The sequence below is a fragment of the Curtobacterium sp. YC1 genome, assembly GCF_016267665.1.
GTDB lineage: Bacteria > Actinomycetota > Actinomycetes > Actinomycetales > Microbacteriaceae > Curtobacterium.
In genome coordinates this window covers 2,654,728-2,679,330 of sequence record NZ_CP066341.1, presented here as the reverse complement: position 1 = coordinate 2,679,330, position 24,603 = coordinate 2,654,728, and the positions used below count along the sequence as shown (strand labels likewise).

Sequence of the window (24,603 nt, the reverse complement as noted above, 5' to 3'; positions counted from 1 at the left end):
TGAGCAGAAGACGTCGAGTACGGCCAGGCCACTCGACGTCTTCTGCTCACTCCATGGCAGCGCGCGCCCGCGCAGTGCCGGGAGCGCGCACGCAGCGCCGCTCAGGACCTCAGGTCAGACGTACCGCTGGGCGGCCTGCAGTGCCGCGCCGGTGTACGAACCGCCGAACAGGAACACGTGCAGCAGCAGCGGTGCGAGCTGGTGGAGCTCGACGCGCTCCTGCCACCCGTCGGCCAGGCGTGACTCCCGGTCGTAGGCGGCGAGCACCATCTCCAACCGGGGCAGCCCGAACAGCCCGAGCAGCGCCAGGTCGGTCTCCGCGTGCCCGCCGTGCGCGATCGGGTCGATGAGCACGGCACCGGTCGGCTCGGACGTGTCCACAGGCCACAGCACGTTGCCCGCCCACAGGTCGCCGTGCAGCCGCGCGGGCCGGTCGCCGACCAGTGCCGGCTGCGGTGATCCGAGCGTGCCGTCCTGCACGCGGTCCGCGACCCGGTCGAACACGGCCGCCTGGTCGCGGTCGAACCCACCGGCGTCCACGATGCGGCGGACGAAGTCGCGGATGCGGTACTCGGCGAAGAACTCGCCCCACGTCGACGGGGCGTGCGCGGCGTCGACGAACGGGGTGCGCGACCGCCCCATCCGCAGCGCCGCACCGCGGGTCCACCCGGCGGGCGGCGCGCCCCAGTGGTCGGCACCGGCCGCGTGCGTGTGCGCGAGGGATCGACCGAACCGTTCGGCCTGGGCGGCGGTGGGGGAGCCGTCGGAGATCCGCTCGAGGTCGAGCACGGTCGGGCTCGGACGCCCGAGCACGCGGGCGATGCGGGTGCCGCCGGCGTCCTCGGCCTCGGCGAGCCAGGTGAGCCCGGCCGCTTCGGCTGCCGCTTCGTCCGCGGTGGTGAAGGTCTTCACGTGCGTCTCGGCCATCGGTCCATCCTGCCGACCGACCCCGCCGCGGCGTTCAGCGCGCGGTCACCCGGTCGATCGTCCGCGCCGTGCCGCGTGCACCACCAGGGCCAGCTGCACCCGGTTGTCGACGCCGAACTTCTCGTACACGTGTCCGACGTGCGTCTTCACGGTCGCCAGGCCGACGTACAGCTGCGCGGCGATCTGCGCGTTCGACGCACCGTTGGCCACGGCGAGCGCGACCTCGGTCTCCCGCTCGGTGAGCAACCCGAGCAGCCGGCGCTCTTCCGCGCCGTCGTCGTGCTCCGTCGCACGTGCGCCGCCCGGGCGGGCCGCGAACGCGATCACGCGGTCCAGCACCGACGGCGACAGGATGGACCGGCCCGCGGCGACCGACCGCACGGCCTGCACGAGTTCGTGCGGCGGGGTGTCCTTGAGCAGGAAGCCCCGGGCACCGGCCTGCAGCGCCCCGAGGACGAGGTCGTCGCCCTCGAAGGTCGTCAGCACGAGCACGGCCAGGTCCGGTCGGCGGCGCAGCTCCCGCTCGGTCGCGACGAGCCCGTCGCAGCGGGGCATCCGGATGTCCATGAGCACCACGTCGGGTGCGGTGGTGGCGATGACGCCCTCGGCCTCGAGGCCGTCGCCGGCCTCACCCACCACCTCGATGCCGTCGTCACCGCTCAGCAGGAGCCGGAGACCGACGCGCACGAGCTGGTCGTCGTCGACCAGTACGACGCGCACGGGGGCGGTCACACCGTCCACGGGAGCACCGCCTCGACGACGTGCACGCGGTCGGCGTCGACACCGGCGCGGAAGGTCCCGCCGACCAGCCGGGCGCGCTCGGCCAGGCCCTGCAGCCCGTGTCCGGCGACGGCTCCCGCACCGGGCCGTGGCGGTGGTCCGTCCGGCACGCCGTTCGTGACGAGCACCCGGAGTGCGGGACCGTCGAGGACCTCGACCACGACGTCGACGGGCTGTCCGGTCGCGTGCCGGCGGGCGTTCGTCAGCGCCTCCTGCACGATCCGGTAGCCGTGCCGACCGATGGCGGTGGGGACCTCCACCGAGCCCGCGTCGATCCGCGGGTCGACCCGGGTGTGGATCGTCGTGCCGGCGGCGCGGGCCGCGGCGACCAGGGCGGGCAGGTCGACGAGCGTCGGCTGCGGAGGCGCGGTGCCGGTGACCTCGTCGGTGCCCGGTTCCCCGGGGTCGCGCAGGACCCCGAGCACGTCCCGCAGGTCGGTCAGCGCCGTGTGCGCCTCGGACCGGACGACCGCGGCCGCTGCGGCGGTCTCGTCGGGGGAGAGCCCCCGACCGCGGTACTCGAGCGCGCCGGCGTGCAGGGCGACCAGCGACAGTCGGTGGCCGAGCACGTCGTGCATCTCGCGGGCGATGTGGGCGCGTTCCTGCTCGCGCGCCCGGTCCTCGCGCTGCTGTTGGTCGCGTTCGAGCAGCGCGGCCCGCTCACGGAGCGACAGCAGCAGTGCCCGGCGCTGGCCGATCCCGATGCCGATCGCGATGAGGAGCGCGATGCCGACGACACCGGCGACCACGATCTGCCAGAGCGGCATGGTCTCGTCGGGCGCCAGGACGACGTCGTAGAGCATCGTGGCGCCGAGCATCACCGCGCCGGCGACGGCGAGTTCGACGGCCCGCCGCCGCGTGGCGAGCGACACCAACGCGATCGCGGCCGCGCCGACCGCCAGCGTCGACACCGAGCTGATGGCGACGATGACGACCGTGATGACGAGCGGTGCGCGGTGCCGGAACGGCAGGAGGACGAGGGCGACCAGTCCGGCGCTGACGTCGGCCAGGAGCAGGGCGCCGATGCGCAGGTCGCTCCAGCCGTGCGTGTCCATCGTCGGCCACACGAGCGCGAAGGTGACCAGGCCGGTCAGCGTCGCGACGATCACGCGCCACGTCTGCGCCCACACACGCTGGCCGAGGGGGACGGCGGGGAGCGCGGTCGAGGTCATGCTCCGAGCCTAGGGAGCAGCAGGGCCGGGCGGATCCGCCGAAGGTCGGAGCTGCCGGAGGGCGGAGCCGCCGGCGCCTCAGACCGCGTCGACCAGGGCGGTCGCCAACGGGTGCCACGCGCGCGACGACGGTCCGCTCAGCACCAGGGTCCGCTCGAGCCGTCGGGCCATCGGCACCATCACGAGGTCCGGCGGCAGCATCCCGCGGCCCAGGGTCGGCACGATCGAGACCCCCTCGCCCCGCTGGATCATGCCGAACATCGTGCTCATCTCCCGCACACGGTGGGCGTAGCGGAACGGGCGACCGTCGAGTTCGTGGAGCTTCTGGACCTGGTACTCGCACCCGCCGCCGCCTGCGACCAGGCCGTCCTCGTGCAGGTCGTCGAGGGTGAGTGCGGGCAGCTCGGCGAGGGGGTGGTCACGGCGGATCACGGCGGCCATCTCGTCCCGCGCCACGACCACGCCCCCGTCGGGGACCGGTGACGGGTCGACGAGCACGGCGGCGTCGACGGTGCCGGCCTCGAGCCACTCCGGCATCTCGTCGTCGTCCCCCTCGTAGACCTGCACGTCGACGTCCGGCAGGGTCACCGCCCACACCTCGCGGAGCCGTGGCAGCAGGCCCTGGCAGACGGTGGGGACGGCGGCGAGGCGCACGGTGCCGCGCGCCGAGGCGGGCCGGACCACCGCCTCCAGGGCGTCGACCGAGGCGAGCACGCTGCGGGCGTGGGCCAGCATGCGGTCGCCGAGCGGTGTGGCGGCGGCGACCGTGCCACGGAGCACCACGGGGCCGCCGACCTCGCGTTCGAGCCCGGCGACGGCGTGGGACACCGCGGACTGCCCGACGCCCAGGGTGGCGGCCGCGGCCGTGAAGGAGCCGGCGTCGACCGTAGCGACGAACGCGCGCAGTTGCTGGAGCGAGACGGCCATGCGTCCTCCTCATGGGTCCATGAACGACATGCGTTCGCCACATGACGTGCGGTTGCCGAGACTGTACCTCGTGAACGCCCTCCTCTACGTCCTCGTCGCCCTCACCTGGGGTTCGAGCTTCCTGTTCGCGAAGATCGGACTCGACGGGATGGCCCCGCAGCAGGTCGCCACCGTGCGCACGGTCCTGGGTGGCGTGACGCTCGTCGTCCTGCTGCTCGCGACCCGACGCCGCTGGCCGCGGGAGCCGCGCGTGTGGGCGCACCTGGCGGTCGTCGCCGTGTTCCTCAACGCCCTGCCGTCGTCGCTCATGGCGTGGGCCGAGCAGACCGTGCCGTCGGGGCTCGCGAGCATCTACAACGCGACGACCCCGATCATGACGCTGGCCGCCCTCGCGGTGCTCGTGCCGTCCGAGCGGTTGCGCGGCCGACAGGTCGTCGGGATCGTGCTCGGCATCGTCGGGGTGCTCGTGCTCGTCGGCCCGTGGGACGTGCTGACCGACCCCGCCGTGCTCGCGAGCGTGCCGGGCCAGGTCGCGCTGCTCGGCATGACGGCGTCCTACGGCATCGGGCTCGCCTACCTGCGCCGCGTCGCCGTGGCGAGCGCGTACGACCCTGTGACGCTGGCGACGGTCCAGCTGACGCTGGCCTCCGGGATGCTCCTGCTGGTCGCCCCCGTCATCGCGACCGGTCCGGTGCAGCTGGACGGGAGGATCGTGGGCGCGATGGTCGCGCTGGGGTGCGTCGGCACGGGGCTGGCCTACGCGTGGAACACGCGGCTGGTGCAGGCGTGGGGCGCCGGACGCGCCTCCACCGTCACCTACCTGACGCCGGTCGTCGGGGTGGCGCTCGGCGTGCTCGTCCTGGGGGAGCGGGTGCGGTGGAACGAGCCCGTCGGCGGTCTCGTCGTGCTGCTCGGGATCGCCCTGGCGTCCGGGGTGCTGGTCCGTCGGCGCACCAGGACGGGGGACACGGCAGCCCGGACGGCGTCCCGCGCCGCGTCGTAGGATCGGCGCACGACGACGACGGCGACGATGACGTCGTCGAGGAGACACGGAGACCGGCATGACCGACAGCCACGACACCCGCGCGACCGCCTCGGTCGCCGCGATCCTCGCCGAGTCCGCATCGCGGTACCCGGACGACGTCGCCGTGATCGTCGGCGACCAGCGGACCACCTACGCCGAGCTGTGGTCGCAGACCCTCGCGTACGCCGGGGCGCTCCGTGCCCGGGGTGTCACCGAGGGCGCGAAGGTCGCGATGCTCGTCCCGAACGTCGCCGACTTCCCCCGCGTCTACTACGCCACGCTCGCGCTCGGCGCGGTCGCCGTGCCCGTGCACGCACTGCTGAAGCGCCGCGAGATCGAGTACGTCCTGCGGGACAGTGGTGCCACCCTGCTCGTCTGCGCGGCACCGCTGCTCGGCGAGGGGGCTGCCGGGGCCGAACTGGCCGGGGTCGACGTCGTGACCGTGCTCGCGCCGACGACCGACGACGGGTCCGCGGTCGGCCCCGACCGGCTCGAGGCCCTGGCGGCGCAGAGCGAACCGCTCGACACCTACGTGCCGCGGCACCCGTTCGACACCGCGACGATCCTGTACACGAGCGGGACCACCGGCCAGCCCAAGGGCGCCGAGGGGTCGCACTTCTCGCTGCTCGAACAGGTCAACACCAACCTCATGACCACGTTCGACATGCACCGCGGGGACGTCCTGCTCGGCGCGCTGCCGCTGTTCCACACCTTCGGGCAGACCTGCACGATGAACACCGGGTTCCGGGTCGGCGCGACCCTCGTCATGCTGCCGAAGTTCGACGGCGACTCGGCGCTCGCCGCGATGGTCGAGCACGACTGCGGGATCTTCATGGGCGTGCCGACGATGTACATGGCATTGCTCGACGCGGCCACGCGCTCCGAGGCCCGACCGACCCTGCGCTACGCGATCTCGGGTGGTGCGTCGCTCCCGCTCGCGGTGCTCGAACGCTTCGAGCAGGTCTTCGACGCGCCGATCCACGAGGGGTACGGCCTGACCGAGACCTCACCGGTGGCGACCTTCAACCACGTCGGGCGAGCGCCACGCCCCGGCACGATCGGCACGCCGGTGTGGGGCGTCGACGTCGAGATCGCCGACCCGGAGACCCACGACGCGATCGTGATGCTGCCGCACGGCGAGATCGGTGAACTCGTGATCCGCGGGCACAACCTGATGAACGGGTACCTCGATCGTCCCGAGGACACCGCGGCGGCGATCGTGGACGGTTGGTTCCGCACGGGCGACCTCGGGACGAAGGACGACGACGGGTACCTGACGATCGTCGACCGCACCAAGGACATGATCATCCGCAACGGCTACAACGTGTACCCGCGGCAGGTGGAGGAGGTCCTCGCCACCCACCCCGACGTCGCGATGGCAGCCGTGTTCGGCGTGCCGCACGAGGTGCACGGGCAAGAGGTCGCGGCGGCCGTGGTGCTGCGGTCCGGCGCGGTGGTCGAGCCGCAGGTGCTCGTCGACTTCGTCGCCGCGGAGATCGCCGCCTACAAGTACCCGCGCGTCGTGCACGTGCTCGAGGCACTGCCCCTCGGCCCGAGCGGCAAGGTGCTCAAGCGCGAACTCGTCGAGCGCTTCGGGGCCGAGGCGTCGGCGGTCCGCTGACGGCTGACCGCTGACCACCGACCGCTGACCGGACCGTGCAGGGGTGCATCCGTACGCTGACGGGGTGAACGACACCCGCAGGCCCTCCACCGCACGCCTGCTGTTCGCCTCGTCGCACCCGGGTCCCACGGTCACCGTCACCGTCCTGGCCGCGGTGATCGCCGCCGCCGTCGGGCACCCGGTGTGGCTCGTCATGATGGTGGCACTGACGGTCGTCGCCGGGCAGCTGTCGATCGGCCTGGCGAACGACTGGATCGACGCCGACCGGGACCGCGCCGTCGGACGGAGCGACAAGCCGGTCGCACGCGGACTCGTGCCGGTCGGCACCGTCCGGACCGCGGCGTTCGTGACCGCCGGTGCCGCCGTGGTGCTGTCGGTGTTCCTCGGACCGGTGGCCGCCGTCGCGCACCTGGTGCTGGTCGCCGCCGGCTGGGCCTACGACGCCGGTCTCAAGCGCACGGTGTGGTCGGTGGTGCCGTTCGTCGTGGCCTTCGGTCTGCTGCCCGTGGTGTCCGTGTCCGCAGGGGCCCAGGGGCAGTGGCCAGCGTGGTGGGCGATCGCCACCGGTGCGGTGTTCGGTGTCGCCATCCACTGCACCAACGTGCTGCCCGACCTGGTCGACGACGCCGCGACCGGGGTCCGCGGGTTCCCGCACCGACTCGGGCTCCGCGGCGCCGGCTTCGTCGCGTTCGCCTCGCTCGTGGTCGCTGCCGCCCTGGTGCTCGGCGGGCAGGTGCTCGGCGACGACCCGGTGCGCGGGGCCGGGGTCGTGCTCGCGGTCCTCGGTGCCGTCGTGGTGCTGGTGCTCGCGGTCGTCGGGGTCCGGCTCGTGCTGGCCGGGCGGGCGTCGCGCACCCTGTTCCGCTTGGTCATCGCCTCGTCGCTCGTGCTCGTCGTCGAGCTCGGCTTCGCCGGCGCGCGCCTGGTCGCGTGAGATCCGGCCACCCGCTCGACGTGCGCCGTCAGGCCCAGCGCATCGCGTAGAGGCGGGCCAGGCCGTGCGCGGTCGGCAGGGCCAGGGCGGTCCGGAGCAGCGCCTCCCGGCCGGTCGCCGTGACGGGGCCGAGCGGACGGCCCATCGCCATGTTCACCTCGGCCTGGCGTGCGGCGCGGCGGGCCGCGCCCTGTCGTCGTGCCGCGTAGCCGGGCCAGGGGCCGGCGACGCCGGTCCGGACCGCGCCGGCGAGCAGCGGGGCGAGCTCGGCGGCGTCGAGCCACCCGAGGTTCATGCCCTGCCCCCCGATCGGGCTGATCTCGTGCGCGGCGTCCCCGACGAGCACGACCCGGCCGCTGCCGACCCGGTCCGCCTGGCGTCGACGCACGCGGAACCCGCTCAGCATGGTGCAGCTCGCCGGGTCGGGTGAGACCCCGGTGCGGGCGGCGACGAGTGCGGCCAGGCGGTGTGCGACCGTGGGGTCGGGCTCGCTCGTCGCGGTGCCCTCGGCCGCGGCGAACCCGGCGTCGTCCGGCACCAGGGCGACGTACCGTCGGCGTGCACCCGGCAGGGGGAACGACTCCACCACGCCGTCCGGGCCGACGTCGACGAGTGCCTCCGACCGGGCCGAGGCGTGCTCGGGGTCGGCGAAGTCGCCCATGACGTAGCGGTCCGGGTAGTCGCGGCCGGTCGTGCCGATGCCGAGCAGGTCGCGGACGACGCTGCGTGCGCCGTCGGCACCCACCACGAAGGCGGCCCGGAGCGCGACGGGTGCGCCGTCCGGGCCGGTGCCGCTCGCCTCCACGTGGTCGGGGTCACGCGTCAGCCCGGTCAGTGCGGTGCCGGGGCGCAGCGCGCCGGGGACGGACGCCTTGAGCCGCTCGCGCAGCAGGGTCTCGGTGCGGTGCTGGTCGAGCGTGGCGACGTAGGGGTGGGTCGTCGACGCCCGGTCGAACGTCAGGGTGCCGAGGGTCCGGCCGCGGCTGCGGGCCACACCGGCACGGACGAGGGTGGACTCGGCCAGGACGGCGGTGTCCAGGCCGATCGCGGCGAAGGCGTCGAGCGACGGCGGGTGGATGCCGATGGCACGTGAACCGACGGGCGGATCGGTGCGGCGTTCCCAGACCCGGACGTCGATCCCGCGTTCGGCGAGCAGTGCCGCCAGGAACAGCCCCACCGGGCCGCCACCGACGACCAGGACGTCCGTCCGTTCCGTGTGCACTCCGGTGAGCCTACGGTCGGCGGGCGTCGTGGCACTCAGTGAGTGTCGCGTGGTACCGAGCCGCGTGGCGCCGAGCCGCGTGGCGCTCAACGAGCCGCGAGGCATCGAGTGAGCAGGAGACGACGGGTGCGGTCGGTCGACCCGGCGTCGTCTGCTCACTCGGTGCGCTGCGCGGAGCGTGCCGCTCGGGCCCGGGCACGGAACCGTTCGACCGGCACCTCGACGGCGTACGCCGCTCCGACGGACACGACCAGCACGGCCGCGACCAGCCCGACCGTGCCCCACGGCCCGATCGCGAAGGTGCCGAGCAGCGCGATGACGAGCGGGTGCCACAGGTACGCCGAGTACGACACCCGGCGGCCGAACCACGACACCGGCGTCCACGCGAGCACGGCGGACACGGGGGAGCGGACCGAGACCAGCCCGCCGATCAGGACCGCGGACACGAGCCCGGTCAGCGGCAGCACGACGCCGAACGTCGACGCGTGCCGGGTCCAGTCGTCGTCGATCCAGAGCAGCACCCCCACCAGCAACCCGAGGCCGAGCCAGGTGGCCACGCGCCCCAGCACACCCGCGGCGAGGACCCGCACCCGCTCGTCGTCCAGCAGCAGCGCCAGGGCGCAGCCGATCGCGAGCGGCACGACGCCCAGCACCGGCGAGAAGTAGACGTCCGGGGTGGCACCGCCGCTCGGCGTGCGGTAGCTCGCCCACGACAGCGCGGAGGCGCCCACGACCAGCACGCCGAGCCCGGTCAGGAGCCAGCGCCGCCGGACCCGGAGCGCCGCCAGCAGCACCAGGACGGGCGGCCACACCAGGTAGAACTGCTCCTCCATCGACAGGCTCCACGTGTGCGCGAAGACGCCCTGCGTGGTGTCCCAGAACGCGCGGAACAGGTTGCCCGTGTAGGTCAGCGCGATGAACGCCGCCTCACCCGCCGAGAACGACGCCCCCTTGTAGTCGCCGACCCAGTTCCAGAGCAGGAGCCCGACGACGACGAACGCGAGCAGCGCCGGGTACAGGCGCAGCAGGCGCTTCACCCAGAACGACCCGAGGCGCACGCGTCCGGTCCGCCGTCGTTCACCGAGCAGCAGCGTGGTGATGAGGAACCCGGACAGCACGAAGAACACCGTCACGCCGGTGAAGCCGCCCTCGAACTGCGGCACGTGCAGGTGGTACAGCACGACGGCCAGGATGGCCACGGTGCGCAGGCCGTCGAGCGCCGGCGCGCGGTGCGTCAGCGGGGGCGGTGTAGCCGGCGACGCGTGGTCTGCGCGTCCCGTGGTGGTGGCGGTGCGGAGCTGCGGCCGGTGCTGCGGCTGCGCGTGTGTCAGCGTGGTCGTGGCCATGGCCCCTTCCCCGCGGTGCTCGGATCGTGTGGACCCAGGCTGCTCCTCGCGGGTAAGAGCCGTCTCAACGAGCGGGGTGCACCAGGTTCGTCAGGGCGTCGACCCGCTCGTGCGCGATCTCGGCGAAGGGCCGGTCCTCGTCGGCGGCGATCCACCGGGCGAACGACAGGTGGAACACGGTGACGGCGGTCTCGGCGGCCATCGTCGCGACCGGCTCGGGCACCGCGCGGCCGCGCAGGACCTCGCCGAGGCGAGCTTTCAGGGTGGCGAGCTTGCCGAGCTCCCGCTCGCCGAGTGCCGCGTTCCCGTCGATGATCTCCTGCCGCGCGCGGGACCACGCCCGCCGCTCCTCGGGGAAGAACGCGGCGCTGGCGTCGAGCGCGAGACGGACCAGGTCGAACGGCGGTGTGCCCTCGGGAGCGGCCACGATCGGGTCGGTGAACATCGCGAGGAACCCGTCCTGTCCCGCGAACAGCACCTCGGCCTTGTCGGCGAAGTGCCGGAAGAACGTCCGCTCGGTGACCTCGGCGGCTGCGGCGATCTCGGCGACGGTGGTCTGGTCGTAGCCGTGCGACGCGAAGCGCTGCAGGGCGACGGCCTGCAGTCGTTCTCGGGTGCCGGGTTGCCAACGAACCATGTCCGCAGTCTACTGATGACAGCGACTGACATCGAGTGCTACGGTGACGTCAGTCCATGACATCACCGTCGTGGACCACGTGAAAGGAACGCACATGCACGTCTTCGTCACCGGGGCCTCCGGCTGGATCGGCTCCCACACCGTCGACGACCTCCTCGCCGCCGGACACACCGTGACCGGGCTGGCCCGCTCCGACGCCTCGGCCGCCGCACTCGGGTCGAAGGGCGTGACCGTCCTCCGTGGCGACCTGGACGACCTCGACACCATCCGCCGCGGCGCCGACGAGGCCGAGGGTGTCCTGCACCTGGCCAACAAGCACGACTGGGCGAACGCCGCGGCGACGAACGCCACCGAGCGGGCGGTCGTCGAGACGATCGGGTCGGCGCTCGTCGGGTCCGGGCGGCCGTTCGTCCTGGCCTCCGGCATCGCGGCACTCGCGCCGGACCGTGCTGCGACCGAGCAGGACCCGTCGCCGTTCACCGGCCCCGACAGCGCTCGGGGCGGGAGCGAGAACCGCGGGTTCGACTTCGTCGAGCAGGGTGTCCGCACCGTCGCCGCACGGTTCAGCCCCACCACGCACGGCACGGGGGACCACGGGTTCATCGCGTACCTGACCGAGGTCGCCCGACAGCACGGCGTTTCCGGCTACGTCGGCGAGGGCACGAACCGCTGGGCCGCCGTGCACGTCACTGATGCCGCACGCCTGGTGCGACTCGGGCTCGAGCAGGCCCCGGCCGGCGCCAGGCTGCACGCGGTCGCCGAGTCCGGCCTGTCCACGCGGGCGATCGCCGAGGCCATCGGTGCCGCGCTCGGGCTGCCCGTCACGTCGATCGACCCCGCGGACGCACCCGCGCACTTCGGGTTCATCGCGACGTTCTGGGGCATGGAGATGTCGGGCAGCTCGGACGCGACGCGCGGACTCCTCGGCTGGGAGCCGACCGGCCCCACCCTGTTCGAGGACATCGCCGCCGGTGCGTACACGACGGCGGGGAGCGCGGGGGAGCGCCGCCGCTGACGGTCGTCCGTCGTCCTGTGCGCAGGTGGGACCCCGCGCCGGGTGCGGGACGACGATGTCGCCGTCGTACGACAGCGACATCGTCGTGCCGCGTCGGTGACGGGCAGGACACCCCGCCTGCGCCACCACCCGCCGGACGGGAGGCCCGTGGCGGCCCCGCCCCGGGCCTCCCGGCCGGCGCGCCCCGCGCCCACCGCACCCACCCGCAACGCAGGAACGGTCGGGTCCGACGTGCGGACCCGACCGTTCCTGCGCAGCGCAGCCGCTACTCGGCCTTCTGCATCTGCCACGGCTCCGGCTCGCGGTCGCCGTTCGGTCGCACCGGACGGACGTCCCCGACGATCGGGATCGAGCGCTTCCGCATGAACCACACGTAGCGCACGAAGAAGTGGGTCAGGGTCGACATCCGGTTGCCGGAGCCGAGCAGGCTCGTGATGTGCACGAACACCCACGCGAGCCAGGCGACCGGCCCGACCATCGTGATCCCGCCGCGCAGCTGGGCGACCGCGGCGTTCGTGCCGATCGTCGCCATCGTGCCCTTGTCGAAGTACTTGAAGCGCTCGGTGGCCTTGCCCGCCACCAGTCGCTTGACCTGCGCGGCGACGTGCTTGCCGCCCTGCAGCGCGGGCTGTGCGAGCTGGGCGAGGGCGTCGTCCTGCGCGGCGATGTCACCGGCCGAGAAGATGCGCTCCGCACCCTTCACGCTCAGGTCGTCGTTCACCTGGATGCGACCGCCGGAGGTCTGCGGCAGGCCCCAGCCGGCGACCTCCTTGTGCGCGGCGACACCGGTCGCCCAGACCACCTGCGACGCCGGGATGAACTCGCCGTCCGCCGTCACGACGCCGTCGGGCTTGACCTCGGCGACGCCCGTGTTCAGCCGGAGCACGACGCCGCGCTTGCGCAGGACCTTGGCGGCGTAGCGGCGCAGGCGCGGGGCGAAGGGCTTGAGCAGTTCGCCGCTGCGGTGCACGAGGGTGATCGAGATGTTGCCGCGCTCGATCTCGGGGTAGGCGCCGACGAGTGCCTGGTCGCGGAGCTCGGCGAGCGCCCCGGCCATCTCGACGCCGGTCGCTCCACCGCCGACGATGACGATCCGGATCTCGTCGGGGCCCTGGTTCGCCGCCGCCTCCTCGAGGCGGGTGAACAGCTCGTCGCGGATGCGGAGCGCCTGCGAGCGGGAGTACATCGAGTACGCGTACTCGTACGCCCCCGGGGTACCGAAGTAGCTCGTGTTCACGCCGTTGGCGAGGATCAGGTAGTCGTAGTGCAGGTGCTCGCCGTCGGACATCTCGGCGATGCGCTCGTCGGTGCGGATGCCGGTGAGCAGGCCGTGGCGGAACTCGGCGTTGGCCTGCCGTGCCCGCAGCGAGCGCAGGAAGTAGGTCACGTCACCCGCGTTCAGGCCACCGGTCGCGACCTGGTACATGAGCGGCTGGAACATGTTGTAGACGTGGCGGTCGACCAGGGTCACCCGCACCGGTGCGTCGGCGAGTTCGCGCATGGCTGCGACACCGGCGAATCCACCGCCGACGATGACGACGTGCGGGCGGGTGTCCTGCGGCATGGTGAGCTCCGGGTTCGTGCGGTCTGGGCCACCCAGAAGGGTACGCCGATCACGGGACGCCGCCGTCCACCTGCACAGCGCCGGCCGGGAGGCCCGGATCGCCTCCGTCAGTCCGCGAACCGCCCGTAGGTGTTCAGCACGTTCCCCCGGCTCGTCACGGTGCTGTCGACCAGCCGCAGCCGCGTGGCCGGGTCCGTCGGCTCGAAGAGCCGCCGGCCGGAGCCCGCGATCGCGGGGTGGATCATCAGCTGGAGCTCGTCGAGCACCCCGGCGAACAACAGGCTGCGGACGAGCGTGACGCTCCCGCACACGGCGATGTCGGCGCCGTCGCGCTGCTGCAGCTCGCGGACGAACGTGGGGACGTCGCCGCGGATCCGGGTGCTGTTCTGCCACGCCAGGTCGTCGCCGAGGGTGGTCGAGGCCACGTGCTTCTCGATCGGGTTGATCCACTGGCCGAACGGGTCGTCGGCGTGGGCGGGCCACCACTCGGACCACTCGAGGTAGCTCGTGCGGCCGAGCAGCACGGTGTCGGTCCGGGCCATCCATGCGCCCATCGCCGCGCCGAGCTCGTCGTCGAAGCTGTCGTACTGGAACTCGTAGGGGTCCTGCACGACGCCGTCGACCGACGTGAACAGACCGGCAGTGGTCTTCCGCATGTCGGGATCGTACCCGCGGGTGGTGCGGTCGTGGTGCTCTCGTGGTGCGGATGTGCCGTTGCTGCGCTGGGGCGCGGCATGCTGACGTCGTGCTGCGGAGCGCCGCGTAGCCTCGGTTCGTGCGCGCCAAGGTGGAGACCGTCCGGATCGATGGCCTGCCGGTGCGCCTGTACTCCGCCGCACCGGCCGGGCGGCTCGGCCAGGACGGCAGTCCGACCGTCGTGCTGGTGCACGGCATCGGGATGTCGCACCGGTCCTTCGCCCGGTCGCAGCGTGCCCTCGCCACCACGCACCGCACCGTCAGCGTCGACCTGCCCGGCTTCGGGTGGCTGCCCGCTGCTGGACGGCGACTGTCGATCGAGGAACTCGGCGACCTGGTGGTGCGTGCCGTCCGGTCGCGGGGCCACGACGACCTGGTGCTCGTCGGTCAGTCGATGGGGTCGCAGGTCGTGGTCGAGTCGGCCCGCCGGCACCCGTCGGTGGTGCGTTCGGTGGTCATGGTCGGACCGGTCATCGCGGCCGGTCGTCGGACCCTCCGGCAGCAGGCGTTCGACCTGGCACGCGACGGACTGGTCGAACGCGTCCGGATGAACGCCGTGCTCGTGACCGACTACCTGCGGAGCATGCGGCAGTACCTGCACGAGCTCCGCCCCATGCTCCGCTACCGCACCGAGGACACCGTCGCCAAGGTCGCGCAGCCGGTGCTCGTCGTCCGCGGCGACCGGGACCCGATCGCACGGCGCGAGTGGTCCGAGCGCGTCGCCGCGGCGGCGCCCGACGGCACCTTCGTCGAGCTGGCCGGCCCGCACCACGTGCAGGAGCGTCAGCCGGAGACGTTCGCCCGGCTCGTCGACGCCTTCGACCGCGCTCACACCCCGCAGGCGTCACCGTGACCGGGTCGCTCCCCGCCGGCGCGGCCGGACCACCGCTGGAGCGTCCGTCCGGTGCGGGCGGCGTGGACCCGGGCCGTGTGCCGCTGGTGCGTCGGGCGTGGTGGGCCGCACTCGACTGGGCGTACGCCGCCCGCTGGCAGGTGCGGAGCCTGGGCCCGACCACCGCCGACGACTACCGGACCGGCAGCGGTCAGCCCGTCGTCGTGATCCCCGGGGTCTACGAGACCTGGCACTTCATGCGCCCGCTGATGGACGCCCTGCACGACCGCGGTCACCCGGTGCACGTGCTGCCCGTGCTCCGGCACAACCTGCGGCCGGTGCCGGCGTCGGCGCGCGACGTCGTGGCGTACCTGCACGAGCACGACCTACGGAACGTCCTGGTCCTCGCACACAGCAAGGGCGGGTTGATCGGCAAGTACGCGATGAGCCAGCTCGACGCCGACGGGCGCATCGATCGGATGGTAGCGGTGTCGACGCCCTTCGCCGGCTCGGTGTACGCGCGGCTCGCGCCGGTGCCGCACCTGCGTGCCTTCCGGGCGGCCGACCCGGTGCTGGCAGGGCTCGCGCGGGAACTCGGCGCCAACGCGCGGATCACGTCGGTGTACGGCGTCTTCGACACGCTCATCCCGGAGGGCAGCGAGCTCGCCGGGGCGACGAACGTGCGGCTGCCGGTCGGCGGGCACTTCCGGATCCTCGGCGATGCGCGGACGCGGTCCGCGGTGCTGGCGGCCGCGGACCCGGGCGGCGGCGGGCCCGGCGGCGAACCGGCTGGACCGGCCGGCGGTCTTTCGCGCTGAGCGACACTTCGTGGGCGCGCGACCGCGTGAGGTGTCGGTCAGCGCGAAACGGCGCGGCAGCGTCAGCGCGCGCGGTCGGCGACGCTCGCGCGCTCGACGATGCGGTGCGGCACCACGACGGTCTCGGGTGGCGCCGTCCGGTCCGCGATGCGCCGGGTCAGCAGGTCGAGGGCGGCGGTGGCGAACGCCCGACGGTCGAACGACACCGTGCTGAGCGACGGGATCGCGTAGGCGGCCGCGTCGACGTCGTCGAACCCGACGACGCTCACCTGCTCCGGCACACGGACACCGCGTGCGGCGAGGACGTGCAGCACCCCGAACGCGATCGAGTCGGTGAACGCGAACACGGCGTCGGGCAGCGGGTGCTCGTCGAGCCAGGCGGCGAAGGTCGTCGCGGCGGCACTGGTCGTCCACGCCGGCAGCGGGACGCGCAGCGCGGGGTCGAGCGCGATGCCCGCCGCCGCCAGCGCTGCGCCGTACCCGCGCTCGCGCAGTTCGCTCGTCGCGGTCGCCGCGTCCGGCAGCGACGCCCCGACGACCGCGATGCGCCGGTGCCCGCGGGCGATCAGGTGCGCGGTGACCTGCTGTGCCGCCGCGCGGCTGTCGACGTGCACCTGATCGACGTGCTCCGGTTCGACCTCGCCGATGACGACCGTCGGGGGCAGTCCCTCGGCTCCGGCCAGGACACTCGCGCTCAGGGACACCGGGTTGAGGATGAGCCCGTCCACCAGGTGGGCGCGGGCGCGGGACACCAGTTCGCGTTCGCGGGCGGGGTCGTTGCCGGTCTGCTCGAGCTGCACCACCCAGCCGCGTTCGCGGGCGAGCTCGACGAAGGACTGCGCGAGCTCGGCGGAGTACGCGCTGCCCATCTCCGGCAGGGTCAAGGCGATCGCGCCGGACCGCCCGTTCCGCAGGCCGCGTGCCGACAGGTTCGGCACGTAGTCGAGTTCGGCGACCGCCTGCTCGACACGCTCCCTGGTCTCCGGGCGCACGACCACCCCGCCGTTGATGACGTTGGAGACGGTCTTCGGCGACACCCCGGCCAGGGCCGCCACGTCCCGCACGGTCGCGCGCATCGAGTCGAGCGTAGCGCGGGGCAGGGCGTCGCGGGCGGGGGCTCAGCCCGCGAGCGGCACCGGCACCGTCCTGCCCGTCCGGACCGACTCCTGCGCGGCGAGCACGATCGACAGCGTCCGCAGCCCCACGTGGACGTCCGGCTGTGGCTGCTCGCCGGACCGCACGGCCGCCAGGAACGTCCGGAGCATCGGCAGGTCGTGGTCCGGCCCGTACCGCAGCTCGATCGGCCGACCGCTCACCGCGTCGAGCCCACGAGCAGCCGCGCCGAAGAAGTCCACCGACACCGTGCCTCCGGTGCCTGCGACGTCGAGCGTCAGCCCGCCCCACACCGGTGACGTGTCCGGCCGGCTCCACGAGCAGTCGATCGCCGCGACCATGCCGTCGTCGTAGGTGACGGTCACCAGGCCGGCGGTCTCGGCGTTCGCCCGGTCGGCGTGCAGCACCCGGTTCGCGACGGCCGTGACGGCCACCGGAGTCGCTCCGGTCAGCCCGTCGACCAGGTCGGCGACGTGCACGACGTGGTCGACGAGCGCGCCGCCGCCGCTCAGCCGGACGTCGGTGAACCAGTCACGGGCGAGCGGGAGCATGCCGTTGTTCGCGCCCCGCACCGAGAACACCGTGCCGAGTGCGCCCGAGTCCCGCGTCGCCCGTAGCCGGTCGAATGCCGAGGCGAAGCGCACCGGGAACGCCATCATCAGCCGTACCCCGGCGCGGTCCACCGCATCGCGGATGGCGAGCCCACGCGAGCGGCTTCTCGCAGAGCACGTGCGCCCCGGCCGCCGCGGCGAGCTCCACGAACTCGCGGTGCCGGGCGTTCTCGCTCGTCACGACGACGGCGTCCGGGCCCCAGGCGAGCAGGTCGTCGACGGAGTCCGCGTACCCGGCTCCGAGCGCGTGGGCCAGCTCGGCTCCGCGCAGGTCGCCGAGTCCCGTCCCCGTCGAGACCGCGCCTGGATCCGTCCCGCGCACCTCGACGTCGGGCATCGCCACCAGGGCGCCGAGGTAGCTGATGGCGTGCGTGTGGGCGAACGAGAGCACCCCGACCCGGAGCGTCACGACCCCAGCTCCACCGGCTGGCCGGACTCGATGGACGCGATGGCCGCGTTCGCGATCCGCACCGCGGCGACACCGTCTGCTGCGGTGACCCGGGGCGGCGTCCCGCCGTCGAACGCCGCCAGGAAGTCGGCGAGCTCCAGCGCGTACGGATCGTCCGCCGGGTCCACCGACGGCAGGAAGCCGTCGACGGAGGCCGGTGCCGCGAGATCGCTCCGGGTGTCCTCCTCGGCTCGTGAGGAGTGCGACAGGCTGCCGAGCGTCCCCGTCACCGAGTACTCCGTCGTGAACGCGAGGTGCTGCGGCCCCCACAGCCCGGCCACGTGACTGATCGCGCCGGATGCGTGCGTGAGCAGGACGTGCGCGGCCTCGACCGGCTCGGCCTCGGACCCCGCTCGCACGCTCACCGCCGACACCCGTGTCACCTCGCCGGCCACCCAGCGCGCGATGTCGAGGTCGTGGATCATCTGGTCCATCACGATCCCGCCGGACAGTGCGCGGTCGCCGAACCACGGGACGTGGGCAGGGAAGGCGCCGGACCGCGAGAACCGCAACACCGCCAGGTCGCCCAGGAGGCCCGTGGTCGCGGCCTCGTGCAGGCGCGCGTATGCGGGGAACCAGCGCACCACCTGGGCCGGGAAGAGCTGCACGCCTGCGTCCGCAGCGCGGGCGGCCAGGTCCGCCGCGTCCGCGTCGGTGCGGGCCAGGGGCTTCTCGCAGACGACGTCCTTGCCGGCCGCGATCGCCGCCCGCACGACCTCGGCATGGGCGTGCGTCGGGACCACCACGTCGACGACGTCGACCGCGGCGAGGAGGTCGTCGAGGCTGTCCGCCACGGTGATCGTGCTGCCCTGGGCCAGTGCGGTGTCGGCGAACGCGGCGGCGAGCTCGTGCGTACCGTCGTGCGAGTGCACCACGACATCGCCCAGGCGGAGCAGCCCGGGCAGGTGCGCGACGGAGATCCCACCCGCGCCGACGAGCCCGATGCGTCTGCGAGGGCCCGGTGTCGACTGCGACGTCATGGGTTCAGCGTAGGAGATGCGGTGGGACGGCGGGGCGGGTCAGCGGGGCCCTGCCACGCCGACCAGGTTGCCCGCCGGGTCGTGGAAGTGCCCGACCGTCACACCGCCGCCCTCGTTGCGCTGCGGCGGCAGGACGACGCTGCCGCCGAGCTCCTCGACGCGCTCGAGCGCCGCAGCGACGTCCTCGACGCCGACGTAGAAGACCGCGTGGGCGGTGAACCCCGGGCCGCCGCCGATGCCGCCTGCGACCGGTCCGGCACCCGGCGCCGGGTCGAGGAACGAGTACGAGGACCGGTCCGAGACGGCTGCGGCGACCGGAGCGCCCGCGGGGGAGTCCCACCCGAAGAGCGCGGCGTAGAAGGCCCGGAGCCGATCCGGATCGGGGCCGATGAGTTCGACGTGCACCACGGCGTTCGTCATGCGCGCCGTTCTACTCGCACGCGACCCTGCGGTCAACCGAGCCACGACGGGTCGGCGAACAGCTCGTCGAGCTCGCCGAGCAGCCGGGTCGTGTGGAAGCCGTCGGCGGCGGCGTGGTTGACGTGCAACGCCAGCGGCAGCAGCGTCCGTTCGCCGGCGGTCCGGTACCCGCCGAGCGTGATGATCGGCAGCAGGTGGTCCCAGCCGTCGCGCACCTGCAACGAGAACCCGGTGAAGGACGCCCGCGGCAGGGTCGAGACGTCGAACACGTTCCGGGGTCGGTCGTCCTGCGGGAACATCCGGGTGTCGTCGCGGTGCTCCGCCATCGTCGACACCGCGGCGTCGTGGAACGCGCCGAAGTCGTCGTCGTAGGGCACGACGAGGGCGGAGAACGTCTCGGTGTCCGGGTGGAACACGGTGAACATCGGGTGGACGCGGTCCCACACGGCGGGCGAGCCGTCGTCCAGCAGCTGCATGCGGAACTCGTCGTGCCGGTTCACCACGGTCGCGATGGCCCAGAGCTGCGACGGGTACGTCCGCCGGCCGGTCGCGCGGACGCGCTCGACGAAGGCGGTGACGTCGAGCTCGACGGTCACCTCGTACGCGCACGGCACCCGGCGCCGGTAGTGCTCGAAGTGTTCCCGACGGGCCCACTGGTCGACGTCGATCGCCCGGAGTTCGGTCATGGCTCCACCCTCGTGCGGGATCGCTTGCCTACGGTGGAGCCATGCCGACGCTCGAACGTGTTCCTGCCCTGGTCGCCACCGGCTTCCTCGCCATCCCCGTCGCCGAAGCCCTGGTCGCGCTGCCCAGCGACGTGCTCTCGACGATCGAGGGCGCGCCGATCGACGCCGACCTGGCCGACACTGCCGCCTTCTCGGAGGCCTACGGCTACCCGCTGGCGGGCGGCGCGAACTGCATCGTCGTCGCCGGCAAGCGGGGCGACGAGCTCCGCTACGCCGCGTGCGTCGTCCTGGCATCGACCAAGCTCGACGTCAACCGCGTCGTGAAGCAGCTGCTCGACGTGCGCAAGGCGAGCTTCGCCCCGATGGACCAGGCCGTTGAACTGACCGGCATGGAGTACGGCGGCATCACCCCGATCGGACTGCCGTCGTCGTGGCCGCTCTACATCGACGCGCGTGTGCTCGACGCACCCGAGGTCGTCATCGGGGCCGGGCGGCGTGCCGCCAAGCTGTTCCTCCCCGGGCGGGCGCTCACGGCCCTGCCGAACGTGACGGTCGTCGAGGGCCTGGCGACCGAGGCGGTCAGTCCGACGGCCGGATGAGGCAGAACGGGTGCCCGGCCGGGTCGAGGTAGACGCGGAACGTGTCCGTCCCCGATCCCGTGGCCGTCGCTCCGATCGCCAGCACCGCGGCCTCGCCGTCATCGAGGTCGTCGACCTTGACGTCGAGGTGGCTCTGCTGCGGCACGGTCTGGCCCGGCCACTCCGGTGCGCGGTAGTCGTCGACCTGCTGGAACGCCAGGATCGGACGGTGGTCGGTGAACGGGAGGGCGATCTCGGCCCAGTCCTCGTCGAAGCCGACGATCTCGCCGCCGAGCAGCTCGGCGTAGAAGCGGGCGAGGGCGCGGGTGTCCGAGCAGTCCAGGACGACGACGTCGAGTGTGCCGATCATGGCCGATACGGTAGACCGATCAGCGAGCCGCCGCCAGGGCCTTCGTGATCCGCTGCAGCGAGACGGTCTCGGCGGTCCCGAGCTCCTGCGCGAACAGGCTGAGCCGGAACTCCTCGAGCATCCACCGTGCGTGCACGAGCTCCGGGTGCGCCCCGACCGCGGGCGGGAAGGTGCCGCCGGCATCGGTGTAGCGGTCGGTCGCCACGGTGACCTCGCGCATCCAGGTGGCGTCGCGCCCGGGGTTCTGCAGGAGCTTCTGCACGCGTGCCTCGATGCCTTGCAGGTACACGCGGATGCGGCGGAGTCGATCGAGTCCCGCCACGGCGACGAACCCGGGGAACACGAGGCGCTCCGTCTGCTGGCGCATGTCCGTCAGCGCGGCGAGCAGGGACATGGAGTTCGCCTGCTTCAGTGCACGCTCGGCCGACCGTTGGGCGGCCAGGACCGCTGCGACCTCGGACACCGCGGTGAACATCGTGTCGACGACGGTGGCCGACACGGCGTCGCGGACGGACTCGAACTCGGCCTTCGTGAAGACCAGACCGTCGGGGTGGGCGCGGCGGATGCCCGAATCGACCACGGCGGCCAGGACGTCGTCGAACAGGGCGGCGGTCGACGGGTACGGGCTGGCGGCGAGCGCGAGCTTCTCCTGCGCGGTCAGGTGCGACTGGATGTACGACACGGGGGAGGGCACCGCGTGCATCACCAGGCGACGCACTCCGGCCGGCATCGTCACCGCCCGGTCCGACGGGGTGGCGAGGAGATGCACGCCGACGGTCGCCTTCGGACCAGAGCCCTCCTCGACCAGGGACGGGTACGCGCGGATGACGCCGCCCGCCTGCCTGGTGTCGAGGGTCTGCGGCAGGTCCTGGTCGGGCCAGGCGCTGAGGCCGGACTGCTCCAGGGGACGACCGACGCCGGCGGACGCGACGCGAGCCGCGCCTCCTGGCCGGCCCGCGCCCTTCGTCGTCGCGGAGGCGACGCTCTGCCGGGTCCGGTCCTTGAGCTTGGTCTGCAGGGCCGACAGGTCCTTGCCGGTCTCGACCCGGCGGCCGCGCTCGTCGACCACGGCCCACGTCGGCAGCAGGTGCGCGGGGACGCGGGACAGGTCGAAGTCGGACTCGGTGACCGGGACGTAGGTCATGCGCTGGATCGCCTTGGCGAGGGTGGCGCGGAACGACTCGGTCGGCTCGGTCGGGGCATCGTCGGGCAGCTCGGCGACGATCTTCTCGGCCCAGTCGGCGGCGGGCACGACGTTCTTGCGGATCTGCTTCGGCAGCGACTTGATGAGCGCGGTGACGAGCTCCTTGCGCAGCCCGCGGACCTGCCAGTCGAACCCCTCTTCGCGCATGCGGGGGAGGAGCGCGAGGGGCACCTGCACGCTGACGCCGTCGTCCTGGGCGCCCGGCTCGAAGCGGTACTTGATCGCCAGCCGCTGGTCGCCGCTCCGCCACTGGGTCGGGTACTCCTGCTGGTCCTGCGCCGCCTCTGCCGCGTCCTCGTCCAGCAGGTCCGACCGGCGCATGGTGAGCAGGTCCGGCTGCTCACGACGGGTGGCTCGCCACCAGCCCTCGAAGTCGCGGGTCGTCGTGATGTCCGCCGGGATGCGGGCGTCGTAGAAGTCGAAGACGCGCTCGTCGTCGAACAGGATGTCGCGGCGGCGTGTGCGTTCCTCGAGCTGTTCGAGTTCGCGCCGGAGTCGACGGTTGTCGCGGTCGAACGCCTGCTGCGAGTCCCACTCGCCCTCGACGAGGGCGTGCCGGATGAAGAGCTCGCGGGAGTGCTCGGGGTCGACGCGCTTGTACTGCACGCGGCGGCGCTCCACGATCGGGACGCCGAACAGGGTCACCCGCTCGTAGGCGACGACGGCGCCCTGCTTCTTCTCCCAGTGCGGCTCACCGTAGGTGCGCTTGAGCAGGTCGCCGGCGAGCGGCTCCACCCACGCGGGGTCGATGCGGCCCACCGTCCGCGCGAACAGCCGGCTCGTCTCGACGAGTTCGGCGGCCATCACGGCGTCGGGCTGCTTCTTGGCCAGGACGCTGCCCGGGAACACCACGAACCGGGTGTTGCGGGAACCGAGGTAGTCGCGCTTCTCGCGGTCGCGCAGACCGATCTGGCTGAGGAGCCCGGACAGGAGTGACCGGTGCACGGCGTCGCCGTCGTCGGAGCGGGACTGCCCGACCCGCACGTCGACCTGCTTGGCGGCGCGGGAGAGCTGCCGGTACAGGTCCTGCCACTCGCGGATGCGCAGGTGGTTGAGGAACTCCGCCTTGCACAACCGGCGGAACGCGCTCGACGACAGTTCCTCCTGCTTGTCCTCGAGGTGGTTCCAGAGGTTGAGCAGGGTGAGGAAGTCGCTCGTGGGATCGGCGAACCGGGCGTGGAGCTGGTCGGCGTGGGTGCGCTTCTCGAGGGGGCGCTCCCGCGGGTCCTGGATGCTCAGGGCGCTGACGATCGCCACGACCTCGCGCCCGACGCCCTGCCGACCGGCCTCGAGCACCATCCGCCCGAGTCGCGGGTCGATGGGCAGCCGGGTGAGCTGCCGCCCGGACTTCGTGATGCGGCCGTCCTTGTCGACGGCACGGAGTTCGCGGAGCAGGTCGAGGCCGTCCTTCACGCCCCGGCTGTCCGGCGGCTGCAGGAACGGGAACGACTCGATGTCGCCGAAGCCGAGGGAGATCATCTGCAGGATCACCGCGGCGAGGTTCGTGCGGAGGATCTCGGGGTCGGTGTACTCGGGGCGGCGGCCGAAGTCGTCCTCGGAGTAGAGCCGGATGGCGATGCCGGCGCTGGTGCGTCCCGCGCGCCCGGAGCGCTGGTTCGCACTGGCCTGCGAGATCGCCTCGATCGGCAGGCGCTGCACCTTGGCGCGCGGGGAGTACCGCGAGATGCGCGCCGTGCCGGTGTCGACGACGTACTTGATCCCCGGCACGGTGAGCGAGGTCTCGGCGACGTTGGTCGCCAGGACCACACGCCTGCGGATGCCCGGCGTGCTGCGGCGCTCGAAGACCCGGTGCTGGTCGGCGGCGGACAACCGCCCGTACAGCGGCAGGACCTCGGTGCCCGGGTAGCGCTTGCCCTCGATGGCGTCCTGCGCGTCGCGGATCTCGTTCTCGCCGGACAGGAACACCAGGACGTCGCCCGGGTCCTCCTGCGCCAGCTCGTCGAGGGCGTCGGTGATCCCCTGCAGGGTGTCGCGGTCGTCGGCGGCGTTCCCGCTGTCGCCGGTCCGGGAGTCGGACTCGTCGTCGGCGTCGTCGCCCTGGTCCTCGGCGACGAGCGGACGGTACCGGACCTCGACCGGGTAGGTGCGGCCGGACACCTCGATGATCGGCGCGCCCCCGAAGTGCTTCGAGAAGGACTCCGGATCGATCGTCGCACTCGTGATGATGAGCTTGAGGTCGGGGCGTCGGGGGAGCAGTCGCTTGAGGTAGCCGAGCAGGAAGTCGATGGTCAGCGACCGCTCGTGCGCCTCGTCGATGATGATCGTGTCGTACCGCTTCAGGTCGCGGTCGAAGTGGATCTCGTTGAGCAGGATGCCGTCGGTCATCAGCTTCACGCGGGTCTCGGAGCTGACCTTGTCGGTGAAGCGCACCTGGTAGCCGACGAGTCCGCCGAGCTCGCCGCCGCCGAGCTCCTCGGCCACCCGCTCGGCGATCGTGCGCGCCGCGATCCGACGGGGCTGCGTGTGCCCGATGTGCTCACGCCCGAGCTCGAGGCAGATCTTGGGCAGCTGGGTCGTCTTGCCGGAACCGGTGGCGCCGGCGACGATCACCACCTGGTTGTCCCGGATGGCGGCCGCGATGTCGTCCCGCCGCTGTGAGACCGGCAGCTCGGGCGGGTAGGTGATGGCGGGCAGCGTGGGAGACATGAGCATTCCAG

The 24,603-nt window shown here is 72.9% G+C and carries 23 protein-coding genes and 1 pseudogene; 7 read left to right on the top strand and 17 right to left on the bottom strand.

The window, feature by feature from the left end; genetic code table 11:
• Positions 1-114 precede the first annotated feature (114 nt).
• The 4 genes from I8920_RS12585 to I8920_RS12570 all read right to left on the bottom strand — a co-directional run bounded on the left by I8920_RS12585 (position 115) and on the right by I8920_RS12570 (position 3,806).
• Entirely contained in the window at positions 115-927 is an 813-nt protein-coding gene (locus I8920_RS12585) for a fructosamine kinase family protein (RefSeq protein WP_198656654.1), read from the bottom strand.
• Positions 928-972: 45 nt separating this feature from the next.
• Entirely contained in the window at positions 973-1,668 is a 696-nt protein-coding gene (locus tag I8920_RS12580) for a response regulator transcription factor (RefSeq protein ID WP_198656653.1), read from the bottom strand.
• The gene (locus tag I8920_RS12575; protein WP_198656652.1) at positions 1,656-2,879 is read right to left on the bottom strand and encodes a sensor histidine kinase; all 1,224 of its coding nucleotides are present in this window, start codon (positions 2,877-2,879) and stop codon (positions 1,656-1,658) included. Before I8920_RS12575 ends, I8920_RS12580 begins: the two co-directional genes overlap by 13 nt.
• Positions 2,880-2,957: 78 nt before the next feature.
• Positions 2,958-3,806: a LysR family transcriptional regulator gene (locus I8920_RS12570; RefSeq protein WP_198656651.1), complete on the bottom strand. Its 849-nt coding sequence runs from the start codon at positions 3,804-3,806 to the stop codon at positions 2,958-2,960.
• 70 nt (positions 3,807-3,876) lie between these two features.
• On the opposite strand from I8920_RS12570, the gene I8920_RS12565 reads away from it, so the two are divergent.
• The 3 genes from I8920_RS12565 to I8920_RS12555 all read left to right on the top strand — a co-directional run bounded on the left by I8920_RS12565 (position 3,877) and on the right by I8920_RS12555 (position 7,385).
• Positions 3,877-4,809: a DMT family transporter gene (locus I8920_RS12565; RefSeq protein WP_198656650.1), complete on the top strand. Its 933-nt coding sequence runs from the start codon at positions 3,877-3,879 to the stop codon at positions 4,807-4,809.
• 58 nt (positions 4,810-4,867) lie between these two features.
• Entirely contained in the window at positions 4,868-6,451 is a 1,584-nt protein-coding gene (locus I8920_RS12560; protein ID WP_198656649.1) for a long-chain-fatty-acid--CoA ligase, read from the top strand.
• Between the two features lie 64 nt (positions 6,452-6,515).
• On the top strand, positions 6,516-7,385 hold the full coding sequence (locus I8920_RS12555) for a UbiA family prenyltransferase (RefSeq protein ID WP_198656648.1): 870 nt from the start codon (positions 6,516-6,518) through the stop codon (positions 7,383-7,385).
• A 28-nt stretch (positions 7,386-7,413) separates the two neighbouring features.
• Here the strand turns inward: I8920_RS12555 and I8920_RS12550 are convergent, their stop codons facing one another.
• The 3 genes from I8920_RS12550 to I8920_RS12540 all read right to left on the bottom strand — a co-directional run bounded on the left by I8920_RS12550 (position 7,414) and on the right by I8920_RS12540 (position 10,590).
• Complete coding sequence (locus I8920_RS12550; protein WP_232832736.1) at positions 7,414-8,607, bottom strand: FAD-dependent oxidoreductase; 1,194 nt, start codon at positions 8,605-8,607, stop codon at positions 7,414-7,416.
• A 155-nt stretch (positions 8,608-8,762) separates the two neighbouring features.
• Positions 8,763-9,953 (bottom strand): acyltransferase family protein, encoded by a 1,191-nt coding sequence (locus tag I8920_RS12545; protein ID WP_198656646.1) that lies wholly within the window; start codon positions 9,951-9,953, stop codon positions 8,763-8,765.
• Positions 9,954-10,017: 64 nt separating this feature from the next.
• Entirely contained in the window at positions 10,018-10,590 is a 573-nt protein-coding gene (locus I8920_RS12540; protein WP_198656645.1) for a TetR/AcrR family transcriptional regulator, read from the bottom strand.
• 94 nt (positions 10,591-10,684) lie between these two features.
• Here I8920_RS12540 and I8920_RS12535 point away from each other — a divergent pair, with 94 nt between their 5' ends.
• Entirely contained in the window at positions 10,685-11,605 is a 921-nt protein-coding gene (locus I8920_RS12535) for an SDR family oxidoreductase (RefSeq protein WP_198656644.1), read from the top strand.
• Positions 11,606-11,870: 265 nt separating this feature from the next.
• On the opposite strand, the gene I8920_RS12530 is transcribed toward I8920_RS12535, so the two are convergent.
• Together I8920_RS12530 and I8920_RS12525 are read right to left on the bottom strand one after the other, a co-directional pair.
• Positions 11,871-13,169, bottom strand: coding sequence for an NAD(P)/FAD-dependent oxidoreductase (locus tag I8920_RS12530; RefSeq protein WP_198656643.1), 1,299 nt, complete (start codon positions 13,167-13,169; stop codon positions 11,871-11,873).
• Positions 13,170-13,276: 107 nt separating this feature from the next.
• Positions 13,277-13,825, bottom strand: a complete 549-nt coding sequence (locus I8920_RS12525; RefSeq protein ID WP_198656642.1) for a dihydrofolate reductase family protein — start codon at positions 13,823-13,825, stop codon at positions 13,277-13,279.
• A 119-nt stretch (positions 13,826-13,944) separates the two neighbouring features.
• On the opposite strand from I8920_RS12525, the gene I8920_RS12520 reads away from it, so the two are divergent.
• Complete coding sequence (locus I8920_RS12520) at positions 13,945-14,718, top strand: alpha/beta fold hydrolase (protein ID WP_198656641.1); 774 nt, start codon at positions 13,945-13,947, stop codon at positions 14,716-14,718.
• Complete coding sequence (locus tag I8920_RS12515) at positions 14,715-15,515, top strand: esterase/lipase family protein (protein WP_332873164.1); 801 nt, start codon at positions 14,715-14,717, stop codon at positions 15,513-15,515. The genes I8920_RS12520 and I8920_RS12515 overlap by 4 nt, the downstream gene beginning before the upstream one ends.
• 62 nt (positions 15,516-15,577) lie before the next feature.
• On the opposite strand, the gene I8920_RS12510 is transcribed toward I8920_RS12515, so the two are convergent.
• The 6 genes and pseudogenes from I8920_RS12510 to I8920_RS12490 all read right to left on the bottom strand — a co-directional run bounded on the left by I8920_RS12510 (position 15,578) and on the right by I8920_RS12490 (position 19,773).
• Positions 15,578-16,591 (bottom strand): LacI family DNA-binding transcriptional regulator, encoded by a 1,014-nt coding sequence (locus I8920_RS12510; RefSeq protein ID WP_198656640.1) that lies wholly within the window; start codon positions 16,589-16,591, stop codon positions 15,578-15,580.
• 42 nt (positions 16,592-16,633) lie between these two features.
• A complete protein-coding gene (locus I8920_RS16335; protein WP_332873163.1) occupies positions 16,634-17,287 on the bottom strand; it encodes a Gfo/Idh/MocA family protein in 654 nt (217 codons plus the stop codon).
• A gap of 106 nt (positions 17,288-17,393) precedes the next feature.
• A pseudogene (locus I8920_RS16330) lies at positions 17,394-17,576 on the bottom strand (Gfo/Idh/MocA family protein); the annotation flags it as partial.
• 68 nt (positions 17,577-17,644) lie between these two features.
• Positions 17,645-18,667: a Gfo/Idh/MocA family protein gene (locus I8920_RS12500; protein ID WP_198656639.1), complete on the bottom strand. Its 1,023-nt coding sequence runs from the start codon at positions 18,665-18,667 to the stop codon at positions 17,645-17,647.
• Positions 18,668-18,706: 39 nt separating this feature from the next.
• Positions 18,707-19,087, bottom strand: a complete 381-nt coding sequence (locus I8920_RS12495; protein ID WP_198656638.1) for a VOC family protein — start codon at positions 19,085-19,087, stop codon at positions 18,707-18,709.
• A gap of 32 nt (positions 19,088-19,119) precedes the next feature.
• Entirely contained in the window at positions 19,120-19,773 is a 654-nt protein-coding gene (locus I8920_RS12490; protein ID WP_198656637.1) for a CatA-like O-acetyltransferase, read from the bottom strand.
• 41 nt (positions 19,774-19,814) lie between these two features.
• Here I8920_RS12490 and I8920_RS12485 point away from each other — a divergent pair, with 41 nt between their 5' ends.
• On the top strand, positions 19,815-20,372 hold the full coding sequence (locus I8920_RS12485) for a YbaK/EbsC family protein (RefSeq protein ID WP_198656636.1): 558 nt from the start codon (positions 19,815-19,817) through the stop codon (positions 20,370-20,372).
• Here I8920_RS12485 and I8920_RS12480 read toward each other — a convergent pair.
• Both I8920_RS12480 and hrpA read right to left on the bottom strand, forming a co-directional pair.
• Entirely contained in the window at positions 20,353-20,721 is a 369-nt protein-coding gene (locus tag I8920_RS12480) for a VOC family protein (RefSeq protein WP_198656635.1), read from the bottom strand. The genes I8920_RS12485 and I8920_RS12480 overlap by 20 nt on opposite strands.
• A gap of 19 nt (positions 20,722-20,740) precedes the next feature.
• Entirely contained in the window at positions 20,741-24,592 is a 3,852-nt protein-coding gene (gene hrpA / locus I8920_RS12475; RefSeq protein WP_198656634.1) for an ATP-dependent RNA helicase HrpA, read from the bottom strand.
• Positions 24,593-24,603 lie beyond the last annotated feature (11 nt).